At 65.8% G+C, this 19,849-nt stretch carries 24 protein-coding genes; 3 read left to right on the top strand and 21 right to left on the bottom strand.

The window, feature by feature from the left end; genetic code table 11:
* Positions 1-36 precede the first annotated feature (36 nt).
* Genes ACFSCU_RS03065 through ACFSCU_RS03145 form a run of 17 tightly spaced genes read right to left on the bottom strand, consistent with a single transcriptional unit; the run spans position 37 to position 14,855 of the window.
* Entirely contained in the window at positions 37-4,074 is a 4,038-nt protein-coding gene (locus ACFSCU_RS03065; RefSeq protein WP_377559871.1) for a tape measure protein, read from the bottom strand.
* 2 nt (positions 4,075-4,076) lie between these two features.
* Positions 4,077-4,721, bottom strand: a complete 645-nt coding sequence (locus ACFSCU_RS03070; protein ID WP_180550068.1) for a DUF6441 family protein — start codon at positions 4,719-4,721, stop codon at positions 4,077-4,079.
* A complete protein-coding gene (locus tag ACFSCU_RS03075) occupies positions 4,696-4,851 on the bottom strand; it encodes a hypothetical protein (RefSeq protein WP_257646271.1) in 156 nt (51 codons plus the stop codon). Before ACFSCU_RS03075 ends, ACFSCU_RS03070 begins: the two co-directional genes overlap by 26 nt.
* 50 nt (positions 4,852-4,901) lie before the next feature.
* Positions 4,902-5,300: a hypothetical protein gene (locus ACFSCU_RS03080; RefSeq protein ID WP_180550069.1), complete on the bottom strand. Its 399-nt coding sequence runs from the start codon at positions 5,298-5,300 to the stop codon at positions 4,902-4,904.
* A gap of 11 nt (positions 5,301-5,311) precedes the next feature.
* Complete coding sequence (locus ACFSCU_RS03085; RefSeq protein ID WP_180550070.1) at positions 5,312-6,064, bottom strand: phage tail tube protein; 753 nt, start codon at positions 6,062-6,064, stop codon at positions 5,312-5,314.
* The gene (locus ACFSCU_RS03090) at positions 6,061-6,282 is read right to left on the bottom strand and encodes a DUF7210 family protein (RefSeq protein WP_180550071.1); all 222 of its coding nucleotides are present in this window, start codon (positions 6,280-6,282) and stop codon (positions 6,061-6,063) included. Before ACFSCU_RS03090 ends, ACFSCU_RS03085 begins: the two co-directional genes overlap by 4 nt.
* 5 nt (positions 6,283-6,287) lie before the next feature.
* Complete coding sequence (locus ACFSCU_RS03095) at positions 6,288-6,734, bottom strand: hypothetical protein (protein WP_054286364.1); 447 nt, start codon at positions 6,732-6,734, stop codon at positions 6,288-6,290.
* Positions 6,735-6,738: 4 nt separating this feature from the next.
* Entirely contained in the window at positions 6,739-7,041 is a 303-nt protein-coding gene (locus ACFSCU_RS03100; RefSeq protein ID WP_069376976.1) for a hypothetical protein, read from the bottom strand.
* Positions 7,041-8,045: a major capsid protein gene (locus ACFSCU_RS03105; protein ID WP_180550072.1), complete on the bottom strand. Its 1,005-nt coding sequence runs from the start codon at positions 8,043-8,045 to the stop codon at positions 7,041-7,043. Before ACFSCU_RS03105 ends, ACFSCU_RS03100 begins: the two co-directional genes overlap by 1 nt.
* Before the next feature lie 2 nt (positions 8,046-8,047).
* Positions 8,048-8,425: a head decoration protein gene (locus ACFSCU_RS03110; RefSeq protein ID WP_004629291.1), complete on the bottom strand. Its 378-nt coding sequence runs from the start codon at positions 8,423-8,425 to the stop codon at positions 8,048-8,050.
* Position 8,426: 1 nt separating this feature from the next.
* Entirely contained in the window at positions 8,427-9,668 is a 1,242-nt protein-coding gene (locus ACFSCU_RS03115) for a S49 family peptidase (RefSeq protein WP_180550073.1), read from the bottom strand.
* A gap of 33 nt (positions 9,669-9,701) precedes the next feature.
* The gene (locus ACFSCU_RS03120; RefSeq protein ID WP_180550074.1) at positions 9,702-11,216 is read right to left on the bottom strand and encodes a phage portal protein; all 1,515 of its coding nucleotides are present in this window, start codon (positions 11,214-11,216) and stop codon (positions 9,702-9,704) included.
* A 1-nt stretch (position 11,217) separates the two neighbouring features.
* Entirely contained in the window at positions 11,218-11,439 is a 222-nt protein-coding gene (locus ACFSCU_RS03125) for a phage head-tail joining protein (RefSeq protein ID WP_180550075.1), read from the bottom strand.
* On the bottom strand, positions 11,439-11,831 hold the full coding sequence (locus ACFSCU_RS03130; RefSeq protein WP_180550076.1) for a hypothetical protein: 393 nt from the start codon (positions 11,829-11,831) through the stop codon (positions 11,439-11,441). The genes ACFSCU_RS03125 and ACFSCU_RS03130 overlap by 1 nt, the downstream gene beginning before the upstream one ends.
* The gene (locus tag ACFSCU_RS03135; RefSeq protein WP_180550077.1) at positions 11,831-12,322 is read right to left on the bottom strand and encodes a hypothetical protein; all 492 of its coding nucleotides are present in this window, start codon (positions 12,320-12,322) and stop codon (positions 11,831-11,833) included. Before ACFSCU_RS03135 ends, ACFSCU_RS03130 begins: the two co-directional genes overlap by 1 nt.
* Positions 12,323-12,351: 29 nt before the next feature.
* Positions 12,352-14,310 (bottom strand): phage terminase large subunit family protein, encoded by a 1,959-nt coding sequence (locus ACFSCU_RS03140; protein WP_377559874.1) that lies wholly within the window; start codon positions 14,308-14,310, stop codon positions 12,352-12,354.
* A complete protein-coding gene (locus tag ACFSCU_RS03145) occupies positions 14,310-14,855 on the bottom strand; it encodes an elements of external origin (protein ID WP_180550079.1) in 546 nt (181 codons plus the stop codon). The genes ACFSCU_RS03140 and ACFSCU_RS03145 overlap by 1 nt, the downstream gene beginning before the upstream one ends.
* A 106-nt stretch (positions 14,856-14,961) precedes the next feature.
* Here ACFSCU_RS03145 and ACFSCU_RS03150 point away from each other — a divergent pair, with 106 nt between their 5' ends.
* From ACFSCU_RS03150 to ACFSCU_RS03160, 3 genes are all read left to right on the top strand, one after another.
* Positions 14,962-15,168, top strand: coding sequence for a DUF6900 domain-containing protein (locus ACFSCU_RS03150; protein WP_169433214.1), 207 nt, complete (start codon positions 14,962-14,964; stop codon positions 15,166-15,168).
* Between the two features lie 95 nt (positions 15,169-15,263).
* Positions 15,264-15,785 (top strand): DUF3489 domain-containing protein, encoded by a 522-nt coding sequence (locus ACFSCU_RS03155; RefSeq protein WP_180550080.1) that lies wholly within the window; start codon positions 15,264-15,266, stop codon positions 15,783-15,785.
* A gap of 97 nt (positions 15,786-15,882) precedes the next feature.
* Entirely contained in the window at positions 15,883-16,251 is a 369-nt protein-coding gene (locus ACFSCU_RS03160) for a hypothetical protein (RefSeq protein WP_180550081.1), read from the top strand.
* On the opposite strand, the gene ACFSCU_RS03165 is transcribed toward ACFSCU_RS03160, so the two are convergent.
* The 4 genes from ACFSCU_RS03165 to ACFSCU_RS03180 all read right to left on the bottom strand — a co-directional run bounded on the left by ACFSCU_RS03165 (position 16,215) and on the right by ACFSCU_RS03180 (position 19,848).
* Entirely contained in the window at positions 16,215-17,477 is a 1,263-nt protein-coding gene (locus ACFSCU_RS03165) for a site-specific DNA-methyltransferase (protein WP_377559878.1), read from the bottom strand. The genes ACFSCU_RS03160 and ACFSCU_RS03165 overlap by 37 nt on opposite strands.
* The gene (locus ACFSCU_RS03170) at positions 17,474-18,889 is read right to left on the bottom strand and encodes a site-specific DNA-methyltransferase (RefSeq protein WP_009238691.1); all 1,416 of its coding nucleotides are present in this window, start codon (positions 18,887-18,889) and stop codon (positions 17,474-17,476) included. The genes ACFSCU_RS03165 and ACFSCU_RS03170 overlap by 4 nt, the downstream gene beginning before the upstream one ends.
* Before the next feature lie 358 nt (positions 18,890-19,247).
* Positions 19,248-19,646: a DUF6362 family protein gene (locus ACFSCU_RS03175; protein WP_042427227.1), complete on the bottom strand. Its 399-nt coding sequence runs from the start codon at positions 19,644-19,646 to the stop codon at positions 19,248-19,250.
* A complete protein-coding gene (locus ACFSCU_RS03180; protein WP_042427224.1) occupies positions 19,639-19,848 on the bottom strand; it encodes a hypothetical protein in 210 nt (69 codons plus the stop codon). The genes ACFSCU_RS03175 and ACFSCU_RS03180 overlap by 8 nt, the downstream gene beginning before the upstream one ends.
* Between the last annotated feature and the right edge of the window lies 1 nt (position 19,849).

Consider the following 19,849-nt stretch of genomic DNA (forward strand, 5'->3'; position numbering starts at 1 on the left):
CGGGAAACCCTCAGGCAGAGAAACAGGAGCGCACGGTCAAGCCGTGCGGGCGCGGGCGGCGTCCAGCAGTTGCAGCAGTCGCGCTTCGTCGCGCGCATCGACGGTGGCGTTGACCTTCTGTTGTCCCGAGGACAGTTCCACGCGCACGGTGCGGGTGGGCGTACCTTCGGGCAACGAGGGACGTGGCAGGCTGCGGCTTGCGGGCTGCACCAGACCACCCGAGGCAAAGCCCTGAATGCCCGCCAGCGCACGCCCGGCCAGTGCCTGCGCCGGAGCGCTCAGGTTGTTGATGGCTTCGAAGAAGCCAGCGCCGTAGCGGGCGACGGCCTGCCGGTTCACGACGAACTCGCCCGGGGTGAGCATCGCCGGGACGGTGTCGGATTTCGCCAAGCCACCGCGCCGGTAAAACTCGCCCTGGTTTTGCTCCATGTAGTCGATCAGCTCGCGCTCCAGGTCTTTACCCCAGAGCAGCGGCTGGGCCATCGCCTGCCGCCACGTCTGCTTGATGCGTTCGAGGTTCTGGCGCTCGTTGCCGGTCAGCGTCTTGCGGCCGATGAAGTCTTCCAGCGTGCGGCGATCCTGCTGCGCCTGCTTGCCGTAGTTGTCCATCGTCTTGCTGCGCATATCCAGACTGACCGATGCGCCGTAGTTCCACTGCAGCCAGCTCGTGTACTCGTTCATTCCCTGCAGGCCGAGGTCGATCATCTTGAGCGCCTCGAACGCTTCGCGGTTCTTCTTGGGCCTGCTCGGCTTGTCGTGGGGATCGGAGCCTGTGGAGCCGGTACCGCCCAACGAGGCAACGCGCCCACCGACCGCGAAGTGGGCGACGCCATTGGCCAATCGCGAGAGCGCGCCACTGCCGTACTTCTGCACCGCCCCCTTGCGGATCACGAAGGCCCCGGCATCCAGGGTGCGCGGCACGGTGTCGTGGTGGCCGGAGCCGGGCACCGAGCCACCGCTCATCCGGGGAAAGGCCGGAGCCACCGCGCCGCCGTCGGCAAACCGTCGCACACCGCCAACCAGACCGCCTGTGGCATTGGTTTCCACTTTGGTCACGTAGATGGTGTGGGTGCTGGATGTGTTACGCCCATTGAGGCTGTCGATCTCCCCGCGAACCGCGCCGACGTTGCTGGCCACCTGATGCTGAGATTCGGTCTGGATGCGATCCAGCGCCTTGATCATCCCCTCAACGTTGGTGATCGCCGCCTGCGCCTTCTCGGTCGCCACCTTCAGCTCGAACTGCGCGTTCTGATCGGCGTAGGTCTTGAGCTTGTCCAGTGCTTCCTTGGCCTTGGAAACATCGGCATCGACCGGCAGCGTCTTGCCCTCCTTGAGCAACTGCTCGTATTCCTTGAGCTTTTTCTCCGCTTCCTGCAGGTCGGCCTGGATCTTGAGAAGGTACTCCTTCTCGGCGAGCGCCTTGTCCAGATCGGCGATGGCCTGGTCGAATCGCGTGGTGTCGGCGTCGAGCGTGACCTTCAGGCCGTCCTTGAGCTTGGCGGTGACCTGGTCGATCTGGGTTTGCGTCTGCTCCAGCGTCTGGCGAATCTGGTCACGCGCGCTGAGCGCTTCGCGTGCAGCGGTCTGGTGCGCCTTGGCCTCGGCATCCAGCGCCTGGTTGAGGATTTCCTCAGACTGGCGGATGCGGTCGATGGCGTCACGCACCCCTTGTTTTCCTTGCGCGGCCTGCACGTCGGCATCCTTGGCCTTCTGCGCCAGTTCCGCGCGCAACTGATCGGCTTGCCGCATCAAATCGGTGGCCTGCTGGTACTCCTGCCTGCGGTAGGCCTCGCGCGACTGCGCTTCGAGCTGCGTGACCTGCGACACCGCCTGCTCGGACTGCTTGCGCGCTTCCTCGCCGCGCTTGGCCTCGTTGGTCTGGCTGGTGGCCACCTGCGCGGCCATGTCCATCGCCTTCTGCGCGAGCTGGCGAGCAAGCTCCAACTCGCCGTTGGCCAGCGCGCGACGCGCCTGTTCCTGCATCTCGGCGATCTGGCGCTTGCGATCCTCGGTGGCCTCGTACTCCGTCATGCCCTGGCGGCGGATGTCGCGGATGCGCTCCTCCGTGGACATCGACAACTGGCGCTTGGCTTCCTCGATGCGCTGCACTTCCGCCAGATGCCGGTTGGCTTCGGCGTTGAGGGCGTCGATGTGTTGGCGGTACTCGGAGAGCGCCTGCGACAGGGTCTGACGCTTGGTGGCGAGGATGTCGTTCTCGACACGCTGCACGTTGGCCCGGCGCTCCTCCTCGGTCTGACCTTGCCGGGCGGCAGCGTCCTTGCGCGCCTGTGTTTCCTGATCGATCAGGCCGAGCGTCTCGGTCGTGGCCTGACGGCGCAGCGTGGTCTGCTGCGTCAGCGCCTCGGTGAGGAGCTGCGTGGACTTGGTGATCTTGGCGGTTTCGGACTGCTGGGTACGCTCCAGTTCCGCCTTCTCCTGGTCGTAGCGGTTCTTCACCGCTTGTACCTGCTGCGCGAGGCTCGCCTCGACGATGGCGGTCAGCCCCTTGTAGGCTTCGGCCATCTTGGCGGTGGCGTCGCCCACCACACCTTGGGCCTTGCCGACCGCCTGTTCGACCTCGCCCAGCCGGGACTTGAGCTTCTCCAGGGCGGCGTGCACGGCCTCGATGCCACGCCCGACCGCTTCCTGCGTGCCCTGGCGCACGGCTTCGAGTCGCTTGGCGATTTCCTCGGCAGCGGTCGCAGCGGTGTTCATCGCGCCTTTGGCTGCGTTCGCACCTTCGGTGGCGTCGGCGTACATCTCGGCGAAGATACGATTCATCTCCGCGAGCCGCTGTTCGTGGCGCTTGGTGGCTTCAGCGATGGTGTCGGACGTGAAGATGGCGGCGAACACCTCCCACTGGAAGCGCAGGTGCTCGATGCCCTTCATCAGCACCTCGACCATGAAAATGCCCGCCTTGCGGACGATCTCGAACTTTTCCGACAGCCACGTCCCGATCTCCCAGCCGATGATGGCCGCGCCCAGCACCCCGAACGCCACGCGAAGCTTGCCCACCGTAGCGATGGCATTGGACAACGATAGGTTGGCCGTTGCCCACGCGGCCGCCGTGGTGCTGGCCGCTGTCACCGCCGCCGCACCTGCCGTCTGCCACGCGATGATCAGCGCCGGAATTAGGCGGTAGACCAGCACCGCGAGGCCGACCTCGGCAATGCGGCCCAGCCACTTCATCACCGTGTCCAGGTTCTCCGACAACCACGTCAGGGCCTCGGCGAGCTTCTTGGTGAAGCCGGTCGATTCATCGAGCTTGCTGACCCACTGCCCGAAGGCGTTCGACAGACGCGTGAAGGCCTGGCCAACGGTCATCGGCAGTTGCGCATACTCGGCGGCCAGCTTGTCCTTCTGGCTCATCAGCGCGTTGACCACCACGTCGGCGGTGAGCCGCCCTTCTTCGGCGAGCTTCCTCAGCCGTCCGATGGGCACGTTCAGACCATCGGCGAGCGCCTTGGCCAGACGAGGGCTGTTCTCGACGACGGAGTTGAATTCCTCGCCGCGCAGCACGCCCGAGGCCAGCGCCTGCCCGAACTGCAGCAGGGAGGACTGCGCCTCGGTGGCCGATGCGCCCGAGATGCGCAGCGCCTGCGAGATGCTTTCGGTGAGCGAGAGTGCATCCTGCTGCTCGCCACCCAGCATCCGCACGGCCTGCTGGAGCTTGCCGTAGAGCGTGGCGGTTTCCTGGATCGGCACGCCGATGCGCTGCGCGATGGCGAACAACTCCTTCTGCGCGACCGTGTATTCGCGCTGGCCTGCGGTGGCGAGCTTCAGGCGCGCGGACATCATGTTCCAGGCGTCGGCGATCTGGACGATCTCCTGCACCTTGCCCGCCGCCCAGTTGAGGGTGAGGAAGGCCAGCAACTGCGTCTTGGCCTTGGCGACCTGATCGCCGAAGGCGTTCATCCCGGCCTTGACCTCGGCCATCCCAGCGGCGGCCTTGTCGCCAGCGGTCTTGGCGTTCGAGCCAAACTCGCCGAGGCTGCGCTCGGCAGAGGTGATGGCGCGTTTGAGCCCCTCATCGGCCCCTTCGAGCGCAACGAGGATGGAAATTCGGTTCGCCATCTTCAGTCCACCAGCCACAATTGCTTCTCGATGCGGGCGGAGAGGCGCGGAATGCGCCCTGCGACGATGCGTTCGACGTTCAGACGCTTCTTGAGCTGCACGCGCGGCACCAGCACGGCAATGGGCACGTCCGCGCCGCGCTTGAGGCGCTTGACGCCCTCGGCCTTGCGGTAGCGGCGCTTGAAGCCCGACAGTGGCCGGTCGTGTTCCTTGATGTTCTCGGCCATCAGCACGATGTTCCCCTTGGCGTTCTTGATGAAATAGGCATTGCCACCGCGCATCAGCTCAGCGATCTGCGCCTTGAAGCGTTTGCGGCCCACGCGCCCGTGCAGCGGGATCAGCATCCGGCCACCAATGACGCCGCCACGCTCGTGGATGCCCGACCACGGGATGCGCGAGCCGACGTAGAGCGCGGGCAGCCGACTCCGATCCTTGTCGAGCACCTTGGCGGTGAAACCCTTGACGAAGGATTTCTTGACCACCGCCATCTGGCCTGCAACGTGGCTGCGCACGTCCTCTTTGAGTTCGGCGGCCTCACTGGCGATGCCGCGCGCGACCGCCTTCTGCACCTTCTCGCGGAACTCGCCGCCCCAGCGGCGCAACTGCGCCTGCGCGGCCTTGCTATCGATGCGAACCGAGATGCGCATGGTCTTGGAGCCTGTCGAGGGTCTGGTCGATGTGGCGGGCGTCACCGCGTGCGCCGATGGCGATCAGCGAGAGCAGCCGCGCATCGCGCGCCGCATCCTCCCGCGCGGTGGCGGCGGCGAAGCCGCGCACCTGCGCCAGGGTGTAGTCGAGGATGTCCGGCAGCCGGTGGCCGTGGGCGATCAGGAGTTGGACGGCGTCGAACCAGCCGTGGTCACTGCCACCGCCGCGCTCGTCTGCGCGATCAGCCCGTCGAGCCGAGGCATGACCGTCCGGGTAAAAAAATCGGCGTTGACCTCGATCACCTTGGCCGCCAGCAAGATGGCCTGGTCGGCATCGAGCGCGTCGACCCACGCGCGCGGTTTGCTGACGGCGATGGACACAGCCGTCAGCAGGTCGTCGCCGCGCTCGCCGAACAGTGCCAGCCAGTCGATGCCATCCCCGCCGATCTGCTGCATCACCGGCGTGATCGCGCGCAGGAAGGCGGGCATCTGGCCGACCTTGAGTGGCTTGATAGCCAACGGCTCCCCGTCGATGACCAGCTCCACCGCTTGCGGGATGAGGGTTTCCAGATCGCTCATGGCAGTCCCCATCACAGTTGCACGATGCGGCCGAACTGGCCAAGCACCGTGTCATAAGGCTTGGTGGTGTCGGCCAGGAGCGAGCCTTCCAGCTCGAACTTGTTGTACTCGTCCGAGATGAAGGAGATTTCCTTCAAGGGATCGAAGGCCACGCGGTACAGCTCGACCAGCACCTTGGCGTTGCCCTGCGCGGTGTTGATGCCTTCCAGGCGCAGGTAGCGCTCGGGCAGCGCCTGCGTGAAGATGCCGATCTCGGTGGCGACGCCGTAGCTGTAGGCGGCCTTGAACGGTGCGGTGAAGCCGGTGATATCCAGAAACTGGAGGGCACCGAAGTCGGTGTCGGCGGTGTAGTGCGTGCCTGCGGCCAGCGTCGCGGGCGTGCCCGCCGAGTCGGTCACCACCAGCGCCGACACCTTGGGATGGGCGAAGAAGTAGCGGTCGCCGACCACCGGAGCAGCGCCGCCGATGGTTTCGGCGGTCACAGTGCCTGTGCTGCCGGTGACGTGGTTGCCGTACAGCGCCAGCGCGAGGTTTTCCTTGGTGAACTCCTCGATGGTGAGATTCACGGTGGCCGACTTTTGCTTGACCATCCGGTGGTCGAGCGAGCGCTGGCCGGTCTGGCTCTCGTAATGCTCCAGCACGTCGGTCTTGAGCGAGAGCTTGAGCTCGGCGACGTTGCCGGGCGAGCGCACTTCGATGGGCAGGCCGGACTCGTCGCGCTTGCCGAGGAAGACGCGGCCCTGAAAACTGGCGTAGGTGCTCATGATTTGGATTCCTTACGTTGGGTGGTGATGGGTCTGATGGGCTCAATGGGTGTGCCGTCGCCTTGCGGCTGGGGCTCGGGTACGCGCTGGCGGTCGTGGCGGGCGATGCCGTTGGCGATGAGCCAGTCGGCAGTGCTGCCATCCACATCGAGCCGTTCGCCCGCCTTGTGGGCTTGGCCCGCGTGGGTGTGCGGTTGGGTCAGAACGATGGAAGTCATGGGGGTCATCCTTTGGCTGAAAGATCGGTGTCGAGCGTCCGGTAAGTGATCGCGTAGCGCGCCGGAATCGTGGCGGCCACCGCATCGGCGTCCTCAACGTCCCACTCGCATTCCTGCTCGCGGATGCCCAAGGCAAGGCCACCCAGATTCCGGTCGGCCAGCAGCGCGGCGTGGGCGGCGGTGAGCAGCCGGTCGGCTTCGGTTTCCGGAATGGCGGGAGGTACCGCGCGGGCCAGCGCGACGAGGCGCACCGTGAGCTCGCGTGTGACGCGGTCGTTGGCGCGCTCGGTGATCGATTCGGACTCGGGAAACACCACCAGCGCCGGGCATTGCTCCCGGCTGATGGCCACCGTGGGCGAGCGGTGTAGCGTGGCACCGAGCGATTCCACCGGCGTGCGGACAGCCGCCATCACCGCGAGCAGAATCTGTTCGCGGATCGAGTTGCCGGACACGGCACTACACCCGGGTGAGCTGTGCGCGCATCTCCGAGCCGTCGCCCACGGCCCGGGTGCTACGTACCTGATAGATCACGCCATCGATCTCGACCGCCTCGCGCGGAACCAGCCCCAGGAACACCGAGGCCGGATACGACATCTGATAGTCGGTGGTCGAGGCCAGGCCGTCGAACACGGTGTCGTCCGGAGCGGCGAAGCCAACCGGGTGGCGCTGCGCTGTCGTGCCGTCCGAAGGACGCCAGAGGCAGTCCTTCAAGAGCCCGGCATTGGCGGCCGATTCGTAGATCTGCTCGACGAGACTCATCACGCCACCGTCAACTTCACCAGCACACCCGGACGATGGCACATCGGCAGCGGGTTGGACTGCGTGTGCAGATCGGTGCCCCGGTCGAACTTGCGCGGCTCCTGCTTGGCGTACAGCGGCTGGCCGACCGTGTTGACGGTTTCGTTGAAATCCGCCGGTGCGAAGTAGGTGCCGAAGGTGTCGATGGTGCCCAGCGGGAAGGCATGAGCCTCGCCAGCGGCGATGAAACGGCGTACGGTTCCGCTGGCATCGGTGGCCTGACCCCGGTACTCCTCGAAGGTGATACCGCCGTAGGTAAAGCCGCGACGCACGTCGTTGATGAGGATTGCCCCGTTCTGCCAGTTCTCGAAGGCCTTCTCGACCTTGGCGTGGCCGGTGAGCGCGGCGAAGAACTCCGGCGAGCACAGGCAATGGACACCATTCATGAACTCGCCTTTGAGGTTCTCCTCGATGGTTGCCAGCACCGTGGTGCACTTGGCTTTCACATTGGTGCCCGCCGTGCCCAGCTCGAAGGCCACCGCCTGCTGGGTGATATCGAAGGCATCGAACAGGTCGTAGAGAACCGAGCCGTCCGCGTCGAGGATCACGCCCTTGAGCGCACCCATGCGCAGGTGCTCCAGCGTGATCGCATGCTTGTTGCGCATCGTCTCCAGATGGCGCGCGATCACGCCTGCCACCGTCTCGGTTTCGGTTTCCGAGCCGAAGGCACGGATGCCTTGGACTTCCTCCGGCAGCACCACGTCGTCGTGCGGGATGTGCGGCACCACGAAAGAGCGCAGCTTGCGTTTTCCACGCACGCCAACCGTGCCGGGTGAACCCGGTGGCAGCGTAGGCAGCAAGTTGAGCACGCCGTTCATTTCCTCGACGACGATCTGGCGCTGCCGTACCGGCTTGGACGGCATCAGGTTCAGTTCTTCCAGACGCCCGTAGCGGTTGGGCAGGATGTTGATGGCGGCGGTCAGCGCCGTCATCGAGAAGGCGGGATTGCTGAAGGGGTTGTTCATGGTCAGGCTCCTTGGCGAACGAGCACGCCCAGCGCCTTAAGCTGCGCAATGGCGGTGAGTTTTTCGGCGGTGGTGATGGCGTCGGGCCACGCGAGCGCATGGTGGGCGACGATGGCGTGACGCGCGACGACGAGACCGTCGTCACGGTCGATCAAGGTGGCGTCGCAGGCCTGCAGCAGCACGCCAGCGGCGACCTGCGTGCCGTCTTCTGCGGACGGATCGAGCTGTTTGAACTTGGCCGTTGCGGTGACGATGCCGACCACCGTGCCCAGCGGCAGGTTCTGGCCCGAAGCGACCGTGACGCGGTCGCGCGAGTAAAGGTTGGGGGCTTCGTACTTGAGCAGGTCGCCCAGGTTCAGAGGTTCGGCGAGAGCGGGCATCTCAGATCTCCTTCTTGGTGGATTGCGCTGCGATCTGCTTGGCGGCGTCGATCAGCGGATTGCTGGCCACAGGGCGCGCGGCATCGGGGGCGATGCGGCTGGTGATTTCGGGACTGGCTTCGGCCTGCGCCGCAAGCAGTTGGCTGCGCACCTTGGCGGGCGAGGACTGGGCTTCGAGGAAGCCCGCAATCAGGTCGGTTCGCCCGGCCAACGTGCAGGTCTGGGCGATTTCGACGGCGTCGGCCACGCTCAGCGCGGTGGCGGTGGAGGCGGCGGACGGTTGAGGAGGACTGCCAGCAGGATCAGCAAGAGGCCGATCAGGAGCAGCGGGGTCGGTTCGATCATTCATGGAAGACTCCATCTGGTGGTTGCGAAGAAAGCCCGCTTGGCTGGCCGGAGCCACCTGAGTCGGGAGTGGGGAAAGCGATTGCGTGAGTTGCGTGAGCGCGTCGTCGAGGCTGCCGACGGCATCGGCAAGACCGGTGGCAACGGCGTCCGGTCCGAAGAACAGGCCCGCTTCGGTGGCGCGCACGGCGTCCGCATCGAGGCCGCGATGTCGAGCGACCGTCTCGACGAACAGCTCGTAGATGCGATCCACCTCGGCCTTGAGAACCGCGTGCGCGGCGTCGGAGAGCGGCTCGTGCGGGTTGAGGTCGTTCTTGCGCTCGCCCGCGAACACGGCGGTGTAACGAACACCGTCCTTGGCGTCCTTGACGGATTGATCGATGTGCATGGCGATGACGCCAATCGAGCCGATACCGCCGGTGCGCGCGACGAACACGCGGGTGGCGGCGGACGCCAGCGCATAGGCCGCCGAGAACGCCATGTCGTTGGCCACGGCCCAGACGGGCTTCACTTGCGACGCCACGCGGATACGGTCGGCCAGATCGAACACGCCACCCGACTCGCCACCCGGCGAGTCGATGTCGAGCAGGATCGCAGCGACCTCGGGGCTGGTGAGCGCGGCGTCCAGTTGCGCGGCGATACCGGTGTAGCTGGCGAGACCCGATTCGGCCTCGAGGCCCGAGGTTCGGCGCACCAGCGTGCCGTGGATCGGGATGACGGCAACCTTGCCGATCGGAGGCCCAGGCGCGCGGGCCGCAGGCGTGTAACCCACGGGCGCGGCGAGGTCGGCGAGGCCGATGCGCGCACCGAGCACGGAGAGGATGATGTCGAGTTTCGGCCGATGAATCGCCAGCGGCACGCCGAACAGGCGCGCAGCCAGATGAGGTAGCAAAGTCATGGGAATCCTTCGGGAAAGCGGTCAGGCAGCGAATCAGGGAAGCGATTGGCTACCGGTGATGTCCGGCGCGTTGGCGCTGCGGTTGGGTTCCGAGCCGCCGCCTTCCTTCGACGTGTAGCGAGGATCTGAGTCGAAGATCAGGCCGAGGTCGTCGGCGCGCTGGTTGTCGGCGGCGATCTCACGGTCGACGTCTTCGGCGTCGTAGCCGTTGGCCGAGATGGCTTCCGAGCGGCTCATCAGGCCGGCGCGGATAGCCAGCAACATCGCTTTGAATTCCTTCTCCGGGTCAACCCACTGCCAGCCCTGGGGAATCCACTTCACCGCGAGGTACTGGCGGCGACGGGCTGGCCCACCACGCGCAAAGCCCGGGGCATCCAGGGCCCCGGCGAGCACCGCCTGCTTCATCCAGGCCGCCCAGACCGGGCGGCACATCTGATGCACCAGCACGCCGTGCTGCACCATCTCGCAGCGACGCCGGAACTCCAGCATCCCGGCGCGGATGGACGAGTAGTTCACGCCGGTCAGATCGCCGGTCAACTGCTCGTAGGTGATGCCAATGGCGGCGGCAACCGCGCGGAACTGGGTGCGCAGGAATTCGGAGTACGAACCGCCAACGTCGGCCGGATCGGAGAACTTGATGTCCTCTCCGGGCTCCAGAATCTGCAGCGTTCCCGGCTCCAGCCCGGCGAGCGCAATCCCGTCGGCGTCCGATGCGCCTTCGCCCATCAGGTTGTCCTCGGGGCTGGCGCGCGTGACGAAACCCGCGAACATCGCGGCGGTTTTCTTGCGCACCAGCTCGGCGTCGTCGTACTGGTCGAGCTCGTTGAGCTTGACCAGGGCCCGCGACAGCCACGGCTCACCCCTGATCTGGCCCGGGCGCAGCACGCGGAACAGATGGATGATCTCCTTGGCATCGATGCGCACCGTGTCCATCCCGCCCTGGCCCGACATCGGGGCCAGTCGGCCATCCTCCGGGTGTGATCGGTACAGGTGGTAGGCCACGCGCCGCCCCAGGCTGTCGAACTCGATGCCAGAGCGCACGACGTTGCCGGACGGCAGATCGGTGTTCAGGTTGATGGGCAGGTGTTCGGGCTCCAGCAACTGGAGCTGCAGAGGCACCGACAGGCCATCCTCCGGACGGCGTGGCCGCAGTCGGATCAGGCATTCGCCACCTTCGAGCATCGCCCGACACGCCAGGGCCTGCAGGCCATAGAAGTCGGTCTGTCCGGCCGCGTCGGCTTCCTCGACCCAATCGCGCCACAGTGCCTGCACCTCGGCCTTGAACCGTTCGTCGCCAGACAGGCTTTGCGGCTTGATGCCAGTGCCGACCGCATTGGCTACGAAGGCTTCGATACCGGCCTGCGCCCAGGCATTGCGCCGAACGAGGTCCCGGCTCTTACCGCGCAGTTCGGCGTTAGTCGCCAGCATCGCGGCGACCGCACCCGGATTGCCGGGCATCCAAGCCAGCGAGCGACGACCACGACCTGCGGCTTCGTGTACCGGCGAGGCACCGAACAACCGGCGCACCGTTTGGGAGAACCACGCCATCTCAGAACCCCTTGCGCGTGGTAATGCGGATCTGGCGGGGCGCACCGGGCAACAGCCCGGTCTCAGCCGCCTGCTGAAGCAGTCCCCGCCTGACTTCGCGGATGGCGGCCATCAATTCGTCGACAGAGCGGTACTCGACCGTCTTGTCGGCAAAGGTCACGCGCCGTTCGCCCTTGGCGAGCGCGGATTCCAAGGCCTGGAGCTGGGTTTCTGTATAGGCCATCAGCGGTACACCACGAGATTGATTTCGGAGGAGTCATCGAACGACGTTGCTGTCGTCGCGCAGGAGATGTCGACGTACTGAGCGGTCTTCAGGTCAGAGCTGGCGCGTAAAACGGCTACACGCTGCTGGCCGCTGTTGCTGCTGCTGCGCGCGAGCGCCGTCCAGCAGTAGTTGGCGTCCGGCATCGCCACGGCGAAATGCACGCGGTATCGGCCCGCCGCCGTGCGCACGACGCTGGCCACATTGCGCGCGCTGGCGATCACGACCTGGCCATTGACGTAGCCGAAGCTGACCCACACCCGGGCAAGGCCGGGATGTGTGGCGTCGATCTTGGACTTGACCTCGAAGCCGATGCGCGCCGCCAAGGCGGCGATGCTGGAGGCGAGGCTCATCAGGCCAGCACCCCGTCGAAGATCGCGACGAAGTCGGTGTCGGTGTTGCCGACATCGCTGGCCGCGACCGCACCGATGTTGGTGCAGGCCTGCAGTTGCTCGGCGACCGTCAGGGTCTGCGCCGCGTCGAAGCGCACACGCAGATTGACGGCGGCCAGGAGCGCGTCCAGACCCGTGCTGCCGTTCTGCAGGAGCTGCTGGATCTCGACCAAAGTGTCGTAAGCGGCGTCCGCGCCACCGAGGATGTCGGCCTTGAGCGCGTCGAGTAGCGACACGATCTTGTTCGACGAGTAGGTGGTGGAGGTGGCGATCTGGTTGTCGTCGATGGCGGTGGCGGCAAGCACCGCCGCCTTCAGCTCGTTGATCGCCGCGACCAGACTTGACTTGTCGGTGGTGGACAGGCTGGCGAGATTGCCTGCGGTCGCCCGGACGTCGTTGAACTCTTGGGCGACGCGGATGACCAGGCTCTCGATGCGGGTGGCAAGACTCATGTGTTCTCCTTGGTTTGAAGCCGCCGCCGTCAGCGAAGCCAACGGCTTCGGATGACTCGTCGACCGGAATTGCGGGTGCCAGAAGCAGCGAGGCCACCGCGTTGGGTGGCCTCGTTCAATTCGATGTCGTGGATGGGCGGTGGCTCATCCGGTGGGGGTGCTACCCCCAATTGCCGCTCCAGTTCGCGCCAGTGGCGTTCCTCGAAGCGATCAAGTCCCGCGCTGGATGCGGCCGCGCGGGCGTAGACATAGCAGTCCAGGGCCTCGTTGCGCTCGCGCATCTTTTGCCACTCGCGCACCGGGAAGCCGTTGCGGTCGCGGCGGGTGATCAATTGCTCCGCGCAGAGCTGCTGGATGAACTCGGCGTCGATCTTCGGCAGATGGACGAACCCGGCAGGAAACACCGGGGTCAAGCCGTCCTCGCCGACGTCCGCGCTCTTGCGCAGGTTGTTGTAGAACTCCAGCTTGGCGATGCCGCCCGCCACCGTGAACACCTTGATGCCCCGGCGCAGCTTCTTGCCGCCCTGCGAGACATCGATGGCCGTGGGCGTGCCGATCAGGGCCGCGCCGCGCGGCACACCCTTGACCGCCATCACGCGCGCATCGTGGCAGGCACGCACGAAGGCGTAGGCTTCCTGCGTGGCAAAGCCGGTGTCCAGCGCGAAGCGCGCCAGTGGCATCGTCACGCCCGAGGCGTGTGTCCAGTTTTCGGCCAACATCCCGGCGAGGGCTTTCCACACCGCATCTCGGGCGGTATCGCCCATCAAGACCCGGTGCTCGATGAGCCAGGACTCCTTGCCGCGCCCGAAGGCCCAGATCGAGGCCTCGATGCGGTCCTTCTGGACGTCGGCCGCGCCCACCAGCAGCAGGCCGCCCAGCGGCACGCTGCCAATGCGGTAATCCTCGCGGCGCTCGACCAGCCGTTGCCAATCGGGCGCTTCGCCTTCCTCAACCCAGGTCTCGCCCAGCTCGGTGTTCTTGAAAGTCTTGATCGCGGCGGCCGATCCCGACTCCTTGTTGACGGCGGCTTCCCACGCGGCAGCGATGTCACGCCAGGAGCGCCAGCCCACCGGGCTGTACAGCGACGACAGGTGAAAGCCTGCCGTCTTGCCCTGTGCCATCGAACGCCATTCGCCACGCTCCAGCATCCACGTCTTGTGATGCTCGGAAATCGCGGTGTCGCACGATTCGCAGACGTAGGCGACGGTTTCCGGTTGCCCCTTGTCCCAGCGCAGTTGCTCGAAGCGCAACCATTGCGGGTGGTTGCAGTGCGGGCATGGCACGAAGTAGCGGCGCTGGTCGCTGGCCTCGTACTCGCGCTCGATTGCCGAGGCGCCAGAAATCGTCGGCGTCGACACGATGAAGATCTTGCGCCGGGCAAAGGTGCGTGTGCGCGCCTCGGCCAGCGAGATCGCATCGCCTTCACCCTCGACGTCCAGCGGATACCCGTCAACCTCGTCGAGGAACAGGTAGCGCACCGGCATAGAGCGCAAGCCTACCGCGCTGTTCGCCCCGGTCATCACCAGCACGCCGCCCCGGAACTCCTTGGCCAGAATGGTGTTGCCCGAGTCGCGCGAGCGCGCCGGGGCGATCAGTTCGGCCAAGGCGGACGATTCCTCGATCAGCGGGTCGATCCGCTGCTTGGAGTTGCGCTTGGCCATCTCCACCGTTGGCCAGACGGCCATCATCGGCCCCGGCGCATGGTGAATGACGTAGCCGATCCAGTTCGACCCCATTTCGGTCGCACCGAGCTGCGCTGCCTTCATGAACACCACACGCTCGACCGGCGAGGTCGGCGACAGGCAATCCATGATGGCCTTGAGGTACGGCGTGCGGCTGGTACGCCAGCGCCCCGGCTCCGCAGACGCCTTGCTGGAGAGCATCCGGTGGCGATCTGACCATTCCGATACCGTGAGCAGCGGGTCGGGAGTAAGCCCGTCGCGCCACGCCCGTTCGATCTCCTGCGCGCCTTCGTAGTCCATCGTCATCAATCCACGCGCGGGCGCAGCTCGCCCAGCTCAATCAGGTGCTCGCGCACGGCAGCCTCCAGGGCCACGTGCATCTGGTGCGCATCGACACCGAGCGTGGACGCCATCTGCCCCGAGATACGCGCGGGCCAGTTCAACCACGCGTCGCGCTCGATGCGCGCAAGTTTGAACACGTGGGCCACGGCCTGCGCCCGATCCACCAGCTCCTTCTTGCGGTGCGCCAGCTCCACCTTATTGAGCTGGGCTTTGAGCACTTCGTTGACGGTGCGTGCCTGTAGCAGCGATGTCCCGCCCGTCGACAACGGTGGGGTGCCGGGTTCGGGCACCTCACGCTCAGGCAGTACGCGCGCCTTCGCGGGGCTGACCTTCTCCGGCGCTGCCGCCTTGCGGGGTTGCAATGTGTTTTGTGCCCACTGCGCGTCGGCGGTATCCGGATCAATCGTGCCGTCTGGCCGCGGTGTGATCCGCCCGGTGTCGATGGCCTTCTTCACGGCCACGTGCGACACGCCACGGTGGCGCGCGTAGGCGCGAATGGAAAGTCCCATCGTCACCTTCAATCATTTGTTCGTCATGTCCGCAGATTGAGCTTGGCTTCCATCGGGAACAGCGCGTTCATCACGTCACGCCAACCAACCCCGAAAGGAAAACGCCATGAGCCAGATCGACACCATCCTCACCCTCATCGCCCAGAAGCATCTCGGCATCGAAACCCTGCAGACCCGCAACGCCGACAGCCTCGACTTCCACGACACGGCGGTGTGGTGCCTCAAGGACGCGTTGGAAGCGGCCTTCAAGGCGGGCGTCGAATTTGCCGCATCGAGCCCGAAGGCCGCGGAAGCGGAAATCGCCAAGGACTGACGGGAAAGCCGCCAAGCCAAGCAGAAAGCGCTTGGCTTCAGTCCCGGACAGCGCGTTCATCACATCGTCATCCACCACCCCCGAAGGAGCAGCCCATGACCACCACCAACCTGACCACGGCCCAGCACGCCATCCTGGCCAAGGCCATCAACACCAGCAGCGGCAAGATCGACTGGTTCCCCGACAACATCAAAGGCGGCGCGCGCAAGAAGGTGCTCGACGGGATGTTCAACCGTGCCCTGATCACCAACGACGGCACCGACTGGTTCGTCGCCGCCGAGGGCTACGACGCACTGGGCATGAAACGCCCGGACGTCACCCCGCCGATACCGGAAGTCGATGCCGAACTGGAGCACGCTGTGGCCACCGCCGAAGCGACGTGGACGCAAGCACCGGCGCAGGCCAAGCCGCGCACCCGCGACAACAGCAAGCAAGCCGAAGTGATCCGGATGCTGCAACGCCCCGAAGGCGCAACCATCGGCCAGATCTGCACCGCCACCGGCTGGCAGGCGCACACGGTGCGCGGCACCTTCGCCGGGGCTTTCAAGAAGAAGCTGGGCCTGACCATCGTGTCGGACAAACCGCAGGGCGGCGAGCGGGTGTACCGCATCGCCTGATCAGAAAGATCGAGAAAGAGGCCAAGCGGCGCTTGGCTTCTCAATCGAACAGCGCGTTACTACGGGTGTCGCAACGATCAACCCGAAGGAGCCAGAGATGAACACCACCACGCAGATCCCCGCCACCCAGAACGAAGCCTGGGGCTTTTGGGGCACGATGAACGAACACGCCAGCGCCGCATGGCCCTTGGCGATGACCGCCATCTCGGACGCCACCAGCCAGCCGCTCGAATCGGTTCGGGCCTTCCTCGACAGCCGCCACGGACGCCACTTTGCCGACGACGTCCAGAACGGGCGTTACGAGGGCAAGGCCCTGGCGGACGCGATCAACGCAGCCACCCAACGCTGGATGGGCTGGACGATTGGCCGCCAGACCAGCAAGCAATACGGCATCCCGCGCGGCCTGCCTTACCTGACGGGCTTCGTGATTCACTGCGAGATCGTCGACGAGTCGCTCGCCGCCTGATCAAGCAACGCGCCATCCGCCTCGCGAGTGGCCTGCTTCCCGGTGAACTCTTCCCACCGACGCACGATCACATCCACGTACTTCGGATCGAGTTCGATCAGCCGCGCGACACGGCCTGACTTTTCCGCTGCGATCAGCGTCGTGCCAGAGCCACCGAAGGGATCGAGCACCACGTTGCCAGGGCGGCTCGAATTGCGGATCGCGCGCTCGACCAACTCCACCGGCTTCATCGTCGGGTGCAAGTCGTTCTTCTGCGGCTTCTTGATGTTCCAGACATCCCCCTGGTCGCGGTCACCACACCAGTGGCGTGTCGCCCCCTCGGGCCATCCGTAGAGGATCGGCTCGTATTGGCGCTGGTAGTCGGCGCGCCCCAGGGTGAAGGTGTTCTTGGCCCAGATGATGAAGGTCGACCACTTGCCACCGGCGGCGCGAAAGGCGGCCTGCAGCACATCCAGTTCGCTGGAGGACATCGCCACGTAGATACCGCCCCGGCAATGGGCCACGGCGGGCGTCAGTGCCGCCAACAGGAAATCGTAGAAGCCGTCACCCAGGTTGTCGTTCAGGATCGCGCGATCCTTGCCGCGCATCTTGTCCTTGGCGCTGTTGGCGTAGTTCACGTTGTACGGCGGGTCGGTGAAGACCATGTCCGCCACCGCGCCTTGCATCAGGTGGTCGTAGCTCTCGGCCACGGTCGAGTCGCCGCACAGCAGCCGGTGCTGGCCCATGATCCAGACATCGCCCGGACGCGAGATGGGTGTCTCGCTGACCTCGGGCACCGCATCCTCGTCCGTCTGACCCTCGTTGTCCGGCTCGTCGCCCGCGATCAGTTCAGCCAGCGCGTCGGCGTCGAAGCCGGTGATGTCTAGATCGAAGCCTTCGAGTTGTAATGCTTCCAGTTCGATCCTTAGCATCGCATCGTCCCAGCCTGCGTTCTCTGCGATGCGGTTGTCGGCAATGACCAGGGCCCGGCGCTGGGTCGGCGTCAGGTGATCGAGCACGACCACCGGTACCCGTTCCAGACCCAGCTTCTGGGCGGCAGCGAGACGACCGTGGCCAGCGACGATGATGCCGTCGCTGCCCGCCAGGATCGGATTGGTGAATCCGAACTCCGCGATGCTGGCGGCGATCTGCGCCACCTGCTCCTCGGAATGGGTGCGCGCGTTGCGGGCGTAGGGCAGCAACTTGGCGGTCGGCCACTGTTCGATCTTGTCGGCCAGCCAGTTCATGCCACCACCTCGGCATCCGGGGTGGTGGCGCGCTCAACGGCGACCTGCTCGAAGGACTGACCGGTGGCGATCAAGGTGACCGGTATGCCGGGGTGGTTCTGCTGGAACCGCTTGATGGCCACGTCCACGTACTGCGGGGCGATCTCCACGCTGCAGCAGATCCGACCGGTGCGCTCGGCGGCCAGCATCGTCGTGCCGCTGCCGCCGAAGGGCTCAAACACGATGTCGCCCGCGTCCGTGTAAGCCTCGATCACGAATTCCGGCAGCGCCACCGGGAACACGGCCGGGTGGTCAATGTCCTGGCCGATCTTGCCCTTGTGGCGCATCACGCGGATCACCGAGTCGGGGATACGGGTGTCTTGCGTCGGCAGCCCCTTGTGCGTCCAGCCGCCCACCTCGCCATCCTTGCCGCGCATCGCGGTGGACGACCCGTCGGCGCGCAGGTGGGATTCCTGGCCTGCGTGCTTGCAGGGGACGATCTTGTTCGGCTTACGGCTCTCCCGGTTGAAGTGAAAGACGAACTCGAAGCTCGGCGCGAAGCGGCCTGCCCAGTCGCCGGGCATCCCCGGCCCCTGATCCCAGACGTACCACGCAAAGCGCCGCCAGCCCTGCTGGCGCATCCAACCCAGCCAAGCGTCCCAGTACGGGATCACTTCGTTATCGCGGTGGATGAGGCCCAGGTTGACCAGCACCTGACCGTCGCCTGCCATCGGCAGGTGCGCGAACACGCCGCGCATCAGGCCGTCCCAGTCGGCGATGCCGCCAGAGGTGTAGTCGCGCTGGTTGCCGTAGGGCGGCGATGTGAAGCACAGCCGCGCGGCATCGCCTTGCATCAGCGCAGCGACCACGTCCCGGTCGGTGGCGTCACCACAGATCAGGCGGTGCGGGCCAATCGCCCAGACATCGCCGGGGCGGGATACCGCCATGACGGGTACTTCCGGCACGTCGTCGGCCGCGTCAGACTCGTCGGCTTCAGACTCTGATTCATCATCCGCGACGGCCACCGCGCCGGTGAGCAGTGCCTCGATCTCGGCTTCCTCGAAGCCGGTCAGAGCGAGGTCGTATCCCGCGTCGGACAACTCGGCCAGCTCCAAGGCCAGCATCTCTTCGTCCCAGCCTGCATCCAGTGCCAGTCGGTTGTCGGCAATCACCAGTGCCCGCTTTTGCGCGACGGTCAGGTGGGCCAGTTCGATCACCGGCACCTGATCCAGGCCGAGCTTGCGCGCAGCGGCCAAACGCCCGTGCCCGGCGATGATGCCGTTGTCGCCGTCGACCAGGATCGGATTCGTCCAGCCGTACTCGACGATGCTGGCCGCGATCTTGGCGATCTGGCTTTCGGCGTGCGTGCGCGGATTGCGGGCGTAAGGAATCAGCGCCTCGACCTTGCGGTACTCGACGTTGAGCGTGTTCAAAGTGGGAATCCCAAAAGCAAAACCCGCTGAGCGTTGCCGCCGGGCGGGTTGGTTGAATGAAGATTCTGGTGGGGTGGTAACTGCGCCTGGGGGTGGTAACCGGAGCCGGTAACCTGGCCGACTGGTAACCTTGCCCGCGCCCTGACGCTAAAAAAGCGTCGCGCTCGCGCCCCCCGCATTGCGATTTCGGCAGGAAGGACCCCTTTTGCCTCGGGCCGCTCGCCGCGCCGTCGCCGCTGTCCAGAAGATAGCTGAAATACTACCCCCGACCGGGCTGATTTGTTGCGGGGTCAAAAACCGCTCAATGCCGCCGATGCCCGCGCATTGCCGACCACCTGCGCCAAATCACGCCAAATCCCTACGCAGTGACGACGCCATTGAGCTGGTCGGTGACCGTCTGCAAGGCGCGCTGCCAGCGCCGCCATGCCGTCGTGCGGTCGCAGGCGAAGCGGATCGTGATGTCGCGCCAGCCGTAGCGCTTGGCCCGCATCCACACGAGGTGGCGCTGCTCGACCTCCAGCCACTGCACCCACTTCATCGTCTCCAGCATCCGCTCGATGGCGTCCGGGCTGGGCGGGTACGGTCGATAGACCGTCTCGTCGGCCGCGAAGGCTTCCCACTCCTTGCGCACGATGATCGGCCAGGTGTTGAAGTAGCCCTGCACGCGCACGGGCGGCAGGCGTCGTCCGGTGCTGGCCGCTTCCTCGAAGCGCGCGGCGACGTCTTCGATTGTCCAAGCAGCGCGACGATCAGCCATGACGTGCGCCTCCCTGTCCGTAGAGGCGTTCGCCGATGCGCCGCACGAACTCGCGCTCGATGAAGTCGAGGCGTTCGTCGGCGGCGTTGACGACAAGGATGTGCTGGTCGCGCCAGCCGCGTTGCTTCATCGCCTCGAGGTCGGTGATCTCGGGTTGCACGCGGCCCAACGGGCAGCGATAGGTGGGCGTGGGAATCTTCATC

Source organism: Ottowia beijingensis (assembly GCF_042680925.1).
Lineage (GTDB): Bacteria > Pseudomonadota > Gammaproteobacteria > Burkholderiales > Burkholderiaceae_C > Ottowia > Ottowia beijingensis.

Coding starts and splice junctions, on each gene's coding strand:
- ACFSCU_RS03065 (WP_377559871.1), bottom strand. CDS start 4,074: ATGGCGAACCGAATTTCCATCCTCGTTGCGCTCGAAGGGGCCGATGAG.
- ACFSCU_RS03070 (WP_180550068.1), bottom strand. CDS start 4,721: ATGCGCATCTCGGTTCGCATCGATAGCAAGGCCGCGCAGGCGCAGTTG.
- ACFSCU_RS03080 (WP_180550069.1), bottom strand. CDS start 5,300: ATGAGCGATCTGGAAACCCTCATCCCGCAAGCGGTGGAGCTGGTCATC.
- ACFSCU_RS03085 (WP_180550070.1), bottom strand. CDS start 6,064: ATGAGCACCTACGCCAGTTTTCAGGGCCGCGTCTTCCTCGGCAAGCGC.
- ACFSCU_RS03090 (WP_180550071.1), bottom strand. CDS start 6,282: ATGACTTCCATCGTTCTGACCCAACCGCACACCCACGCGGGCCAAGCC.
- ACFSCU_RS03100 (WP_069376976.1), bottom strand. CDS start 7,041: ATGAGTCTCGTCGAGCAGATCTACGAATCGGCCGCCAATGCCGGGCTC.
- ACFSCU_RS03105 (WP_180550072.1), bottom strand. CDS start 8,045: ATGAACAACCCCTTCAGCAATCCCGCCTTCTCGATGACGGCGCTGACC.
- ACFSCU_RS03110 (WP_004629291.1), bottom strand. CDS start 8,425: ATGCCCGCTCTCGCCGAACCTCTGAACCTGGGCGACCTGCTCAAGTAC.
- ACFSCU_RS03115 (WP_180550073.1), bottom strand. CDS start 9,668: ATGACTTTGCTACCTCATCTGGCTGCGCGCCTGTTCGGCGTGCCGCTG.
- ACFSCU_RS03120 (WP_180550074.1), bottom strand. CDS start 11,216: ATGGCGTGGTTCTCCCAAACGGTGCGCCGGTTGTTCGGTGCCTCGCCG.
- ACFSCU_RS03125 (WP_180550075.1), bottom strand. CDS start 11,439: ATGGCCTATACAGAAACCCAGCTCCAGGCCTTGGAATCCGCGCTCGCC.
- ACFSCU_RS03130 (WP_180550076.1), bottom strand. CDS start 11,831: ATGAGCCTCGCCTCCAGCATCGCCGCCTTGGCGGCGCGCATCGGCTTC.
- ACFSCU_RS03135 (WP_180550077.1), bottom strand. CDS start 12,322: ATGAGTCTTGCCACCCGCATCGAGAGCCTGGTCATCCGCGTCGCCCAA.
- ACFSCU_RS03140 (WP_377559874.1), bottom strand. CDS start 14,310: ATGACGATGGACTACGAAGGCGCGCAGGAGATCGAACGGGCGTGGCGC.
- ACFSCU_RS03145 (WP_180550079.1), bottom strand. CDS start 14,855: ATGGGACTTTCCATTCGCGCCTACGCGCGCCACCGTGGCGTGTCGCAC.
- ACFSCU_RS03150 (WP_169433214.1), top strand. CDS start 14,962: ATGAGCCAGATCGACACCATCCTCACCCTCATCGCCCAGAAGCATCTC.
- ACFSCU_RS03155 (WP_180550080.1), top strand. CDS start 15,264: ATGACCACCACCAACCTGACCACGGCCCAGCACGCCATCCTGGCCAAG.
- ACFSCU_RS03160 (WP_180550081.1), top strand. CDS start 15,883: ATGAACACCACCACGCAGATCCCCGCCACCCAGAACGAAGCCTGGGGC.
- ACFSCU_RS03165 (WP_377559878.1), bottom strand. CDS start 17,477: ATGAACTGGCTGGCCGACAAGATCGAACAGTGGCCGACCGCCAAGTTG.
- ACFSCU_RS03175 (WP_042427227.1), bottom strand. CDS start 19,646: ATGGCTGATCGTCGCGCTGCTTGGACAATCGAAGACGTCGCCGCGCGC.
- ACFSCU_RS03180 (WP_042427224.1), bottom strand. CDS start 19,848: ATGAAGATTCCCACGCCCACCTATCGCTGCCCGTTGGGCCGCGTGCAA.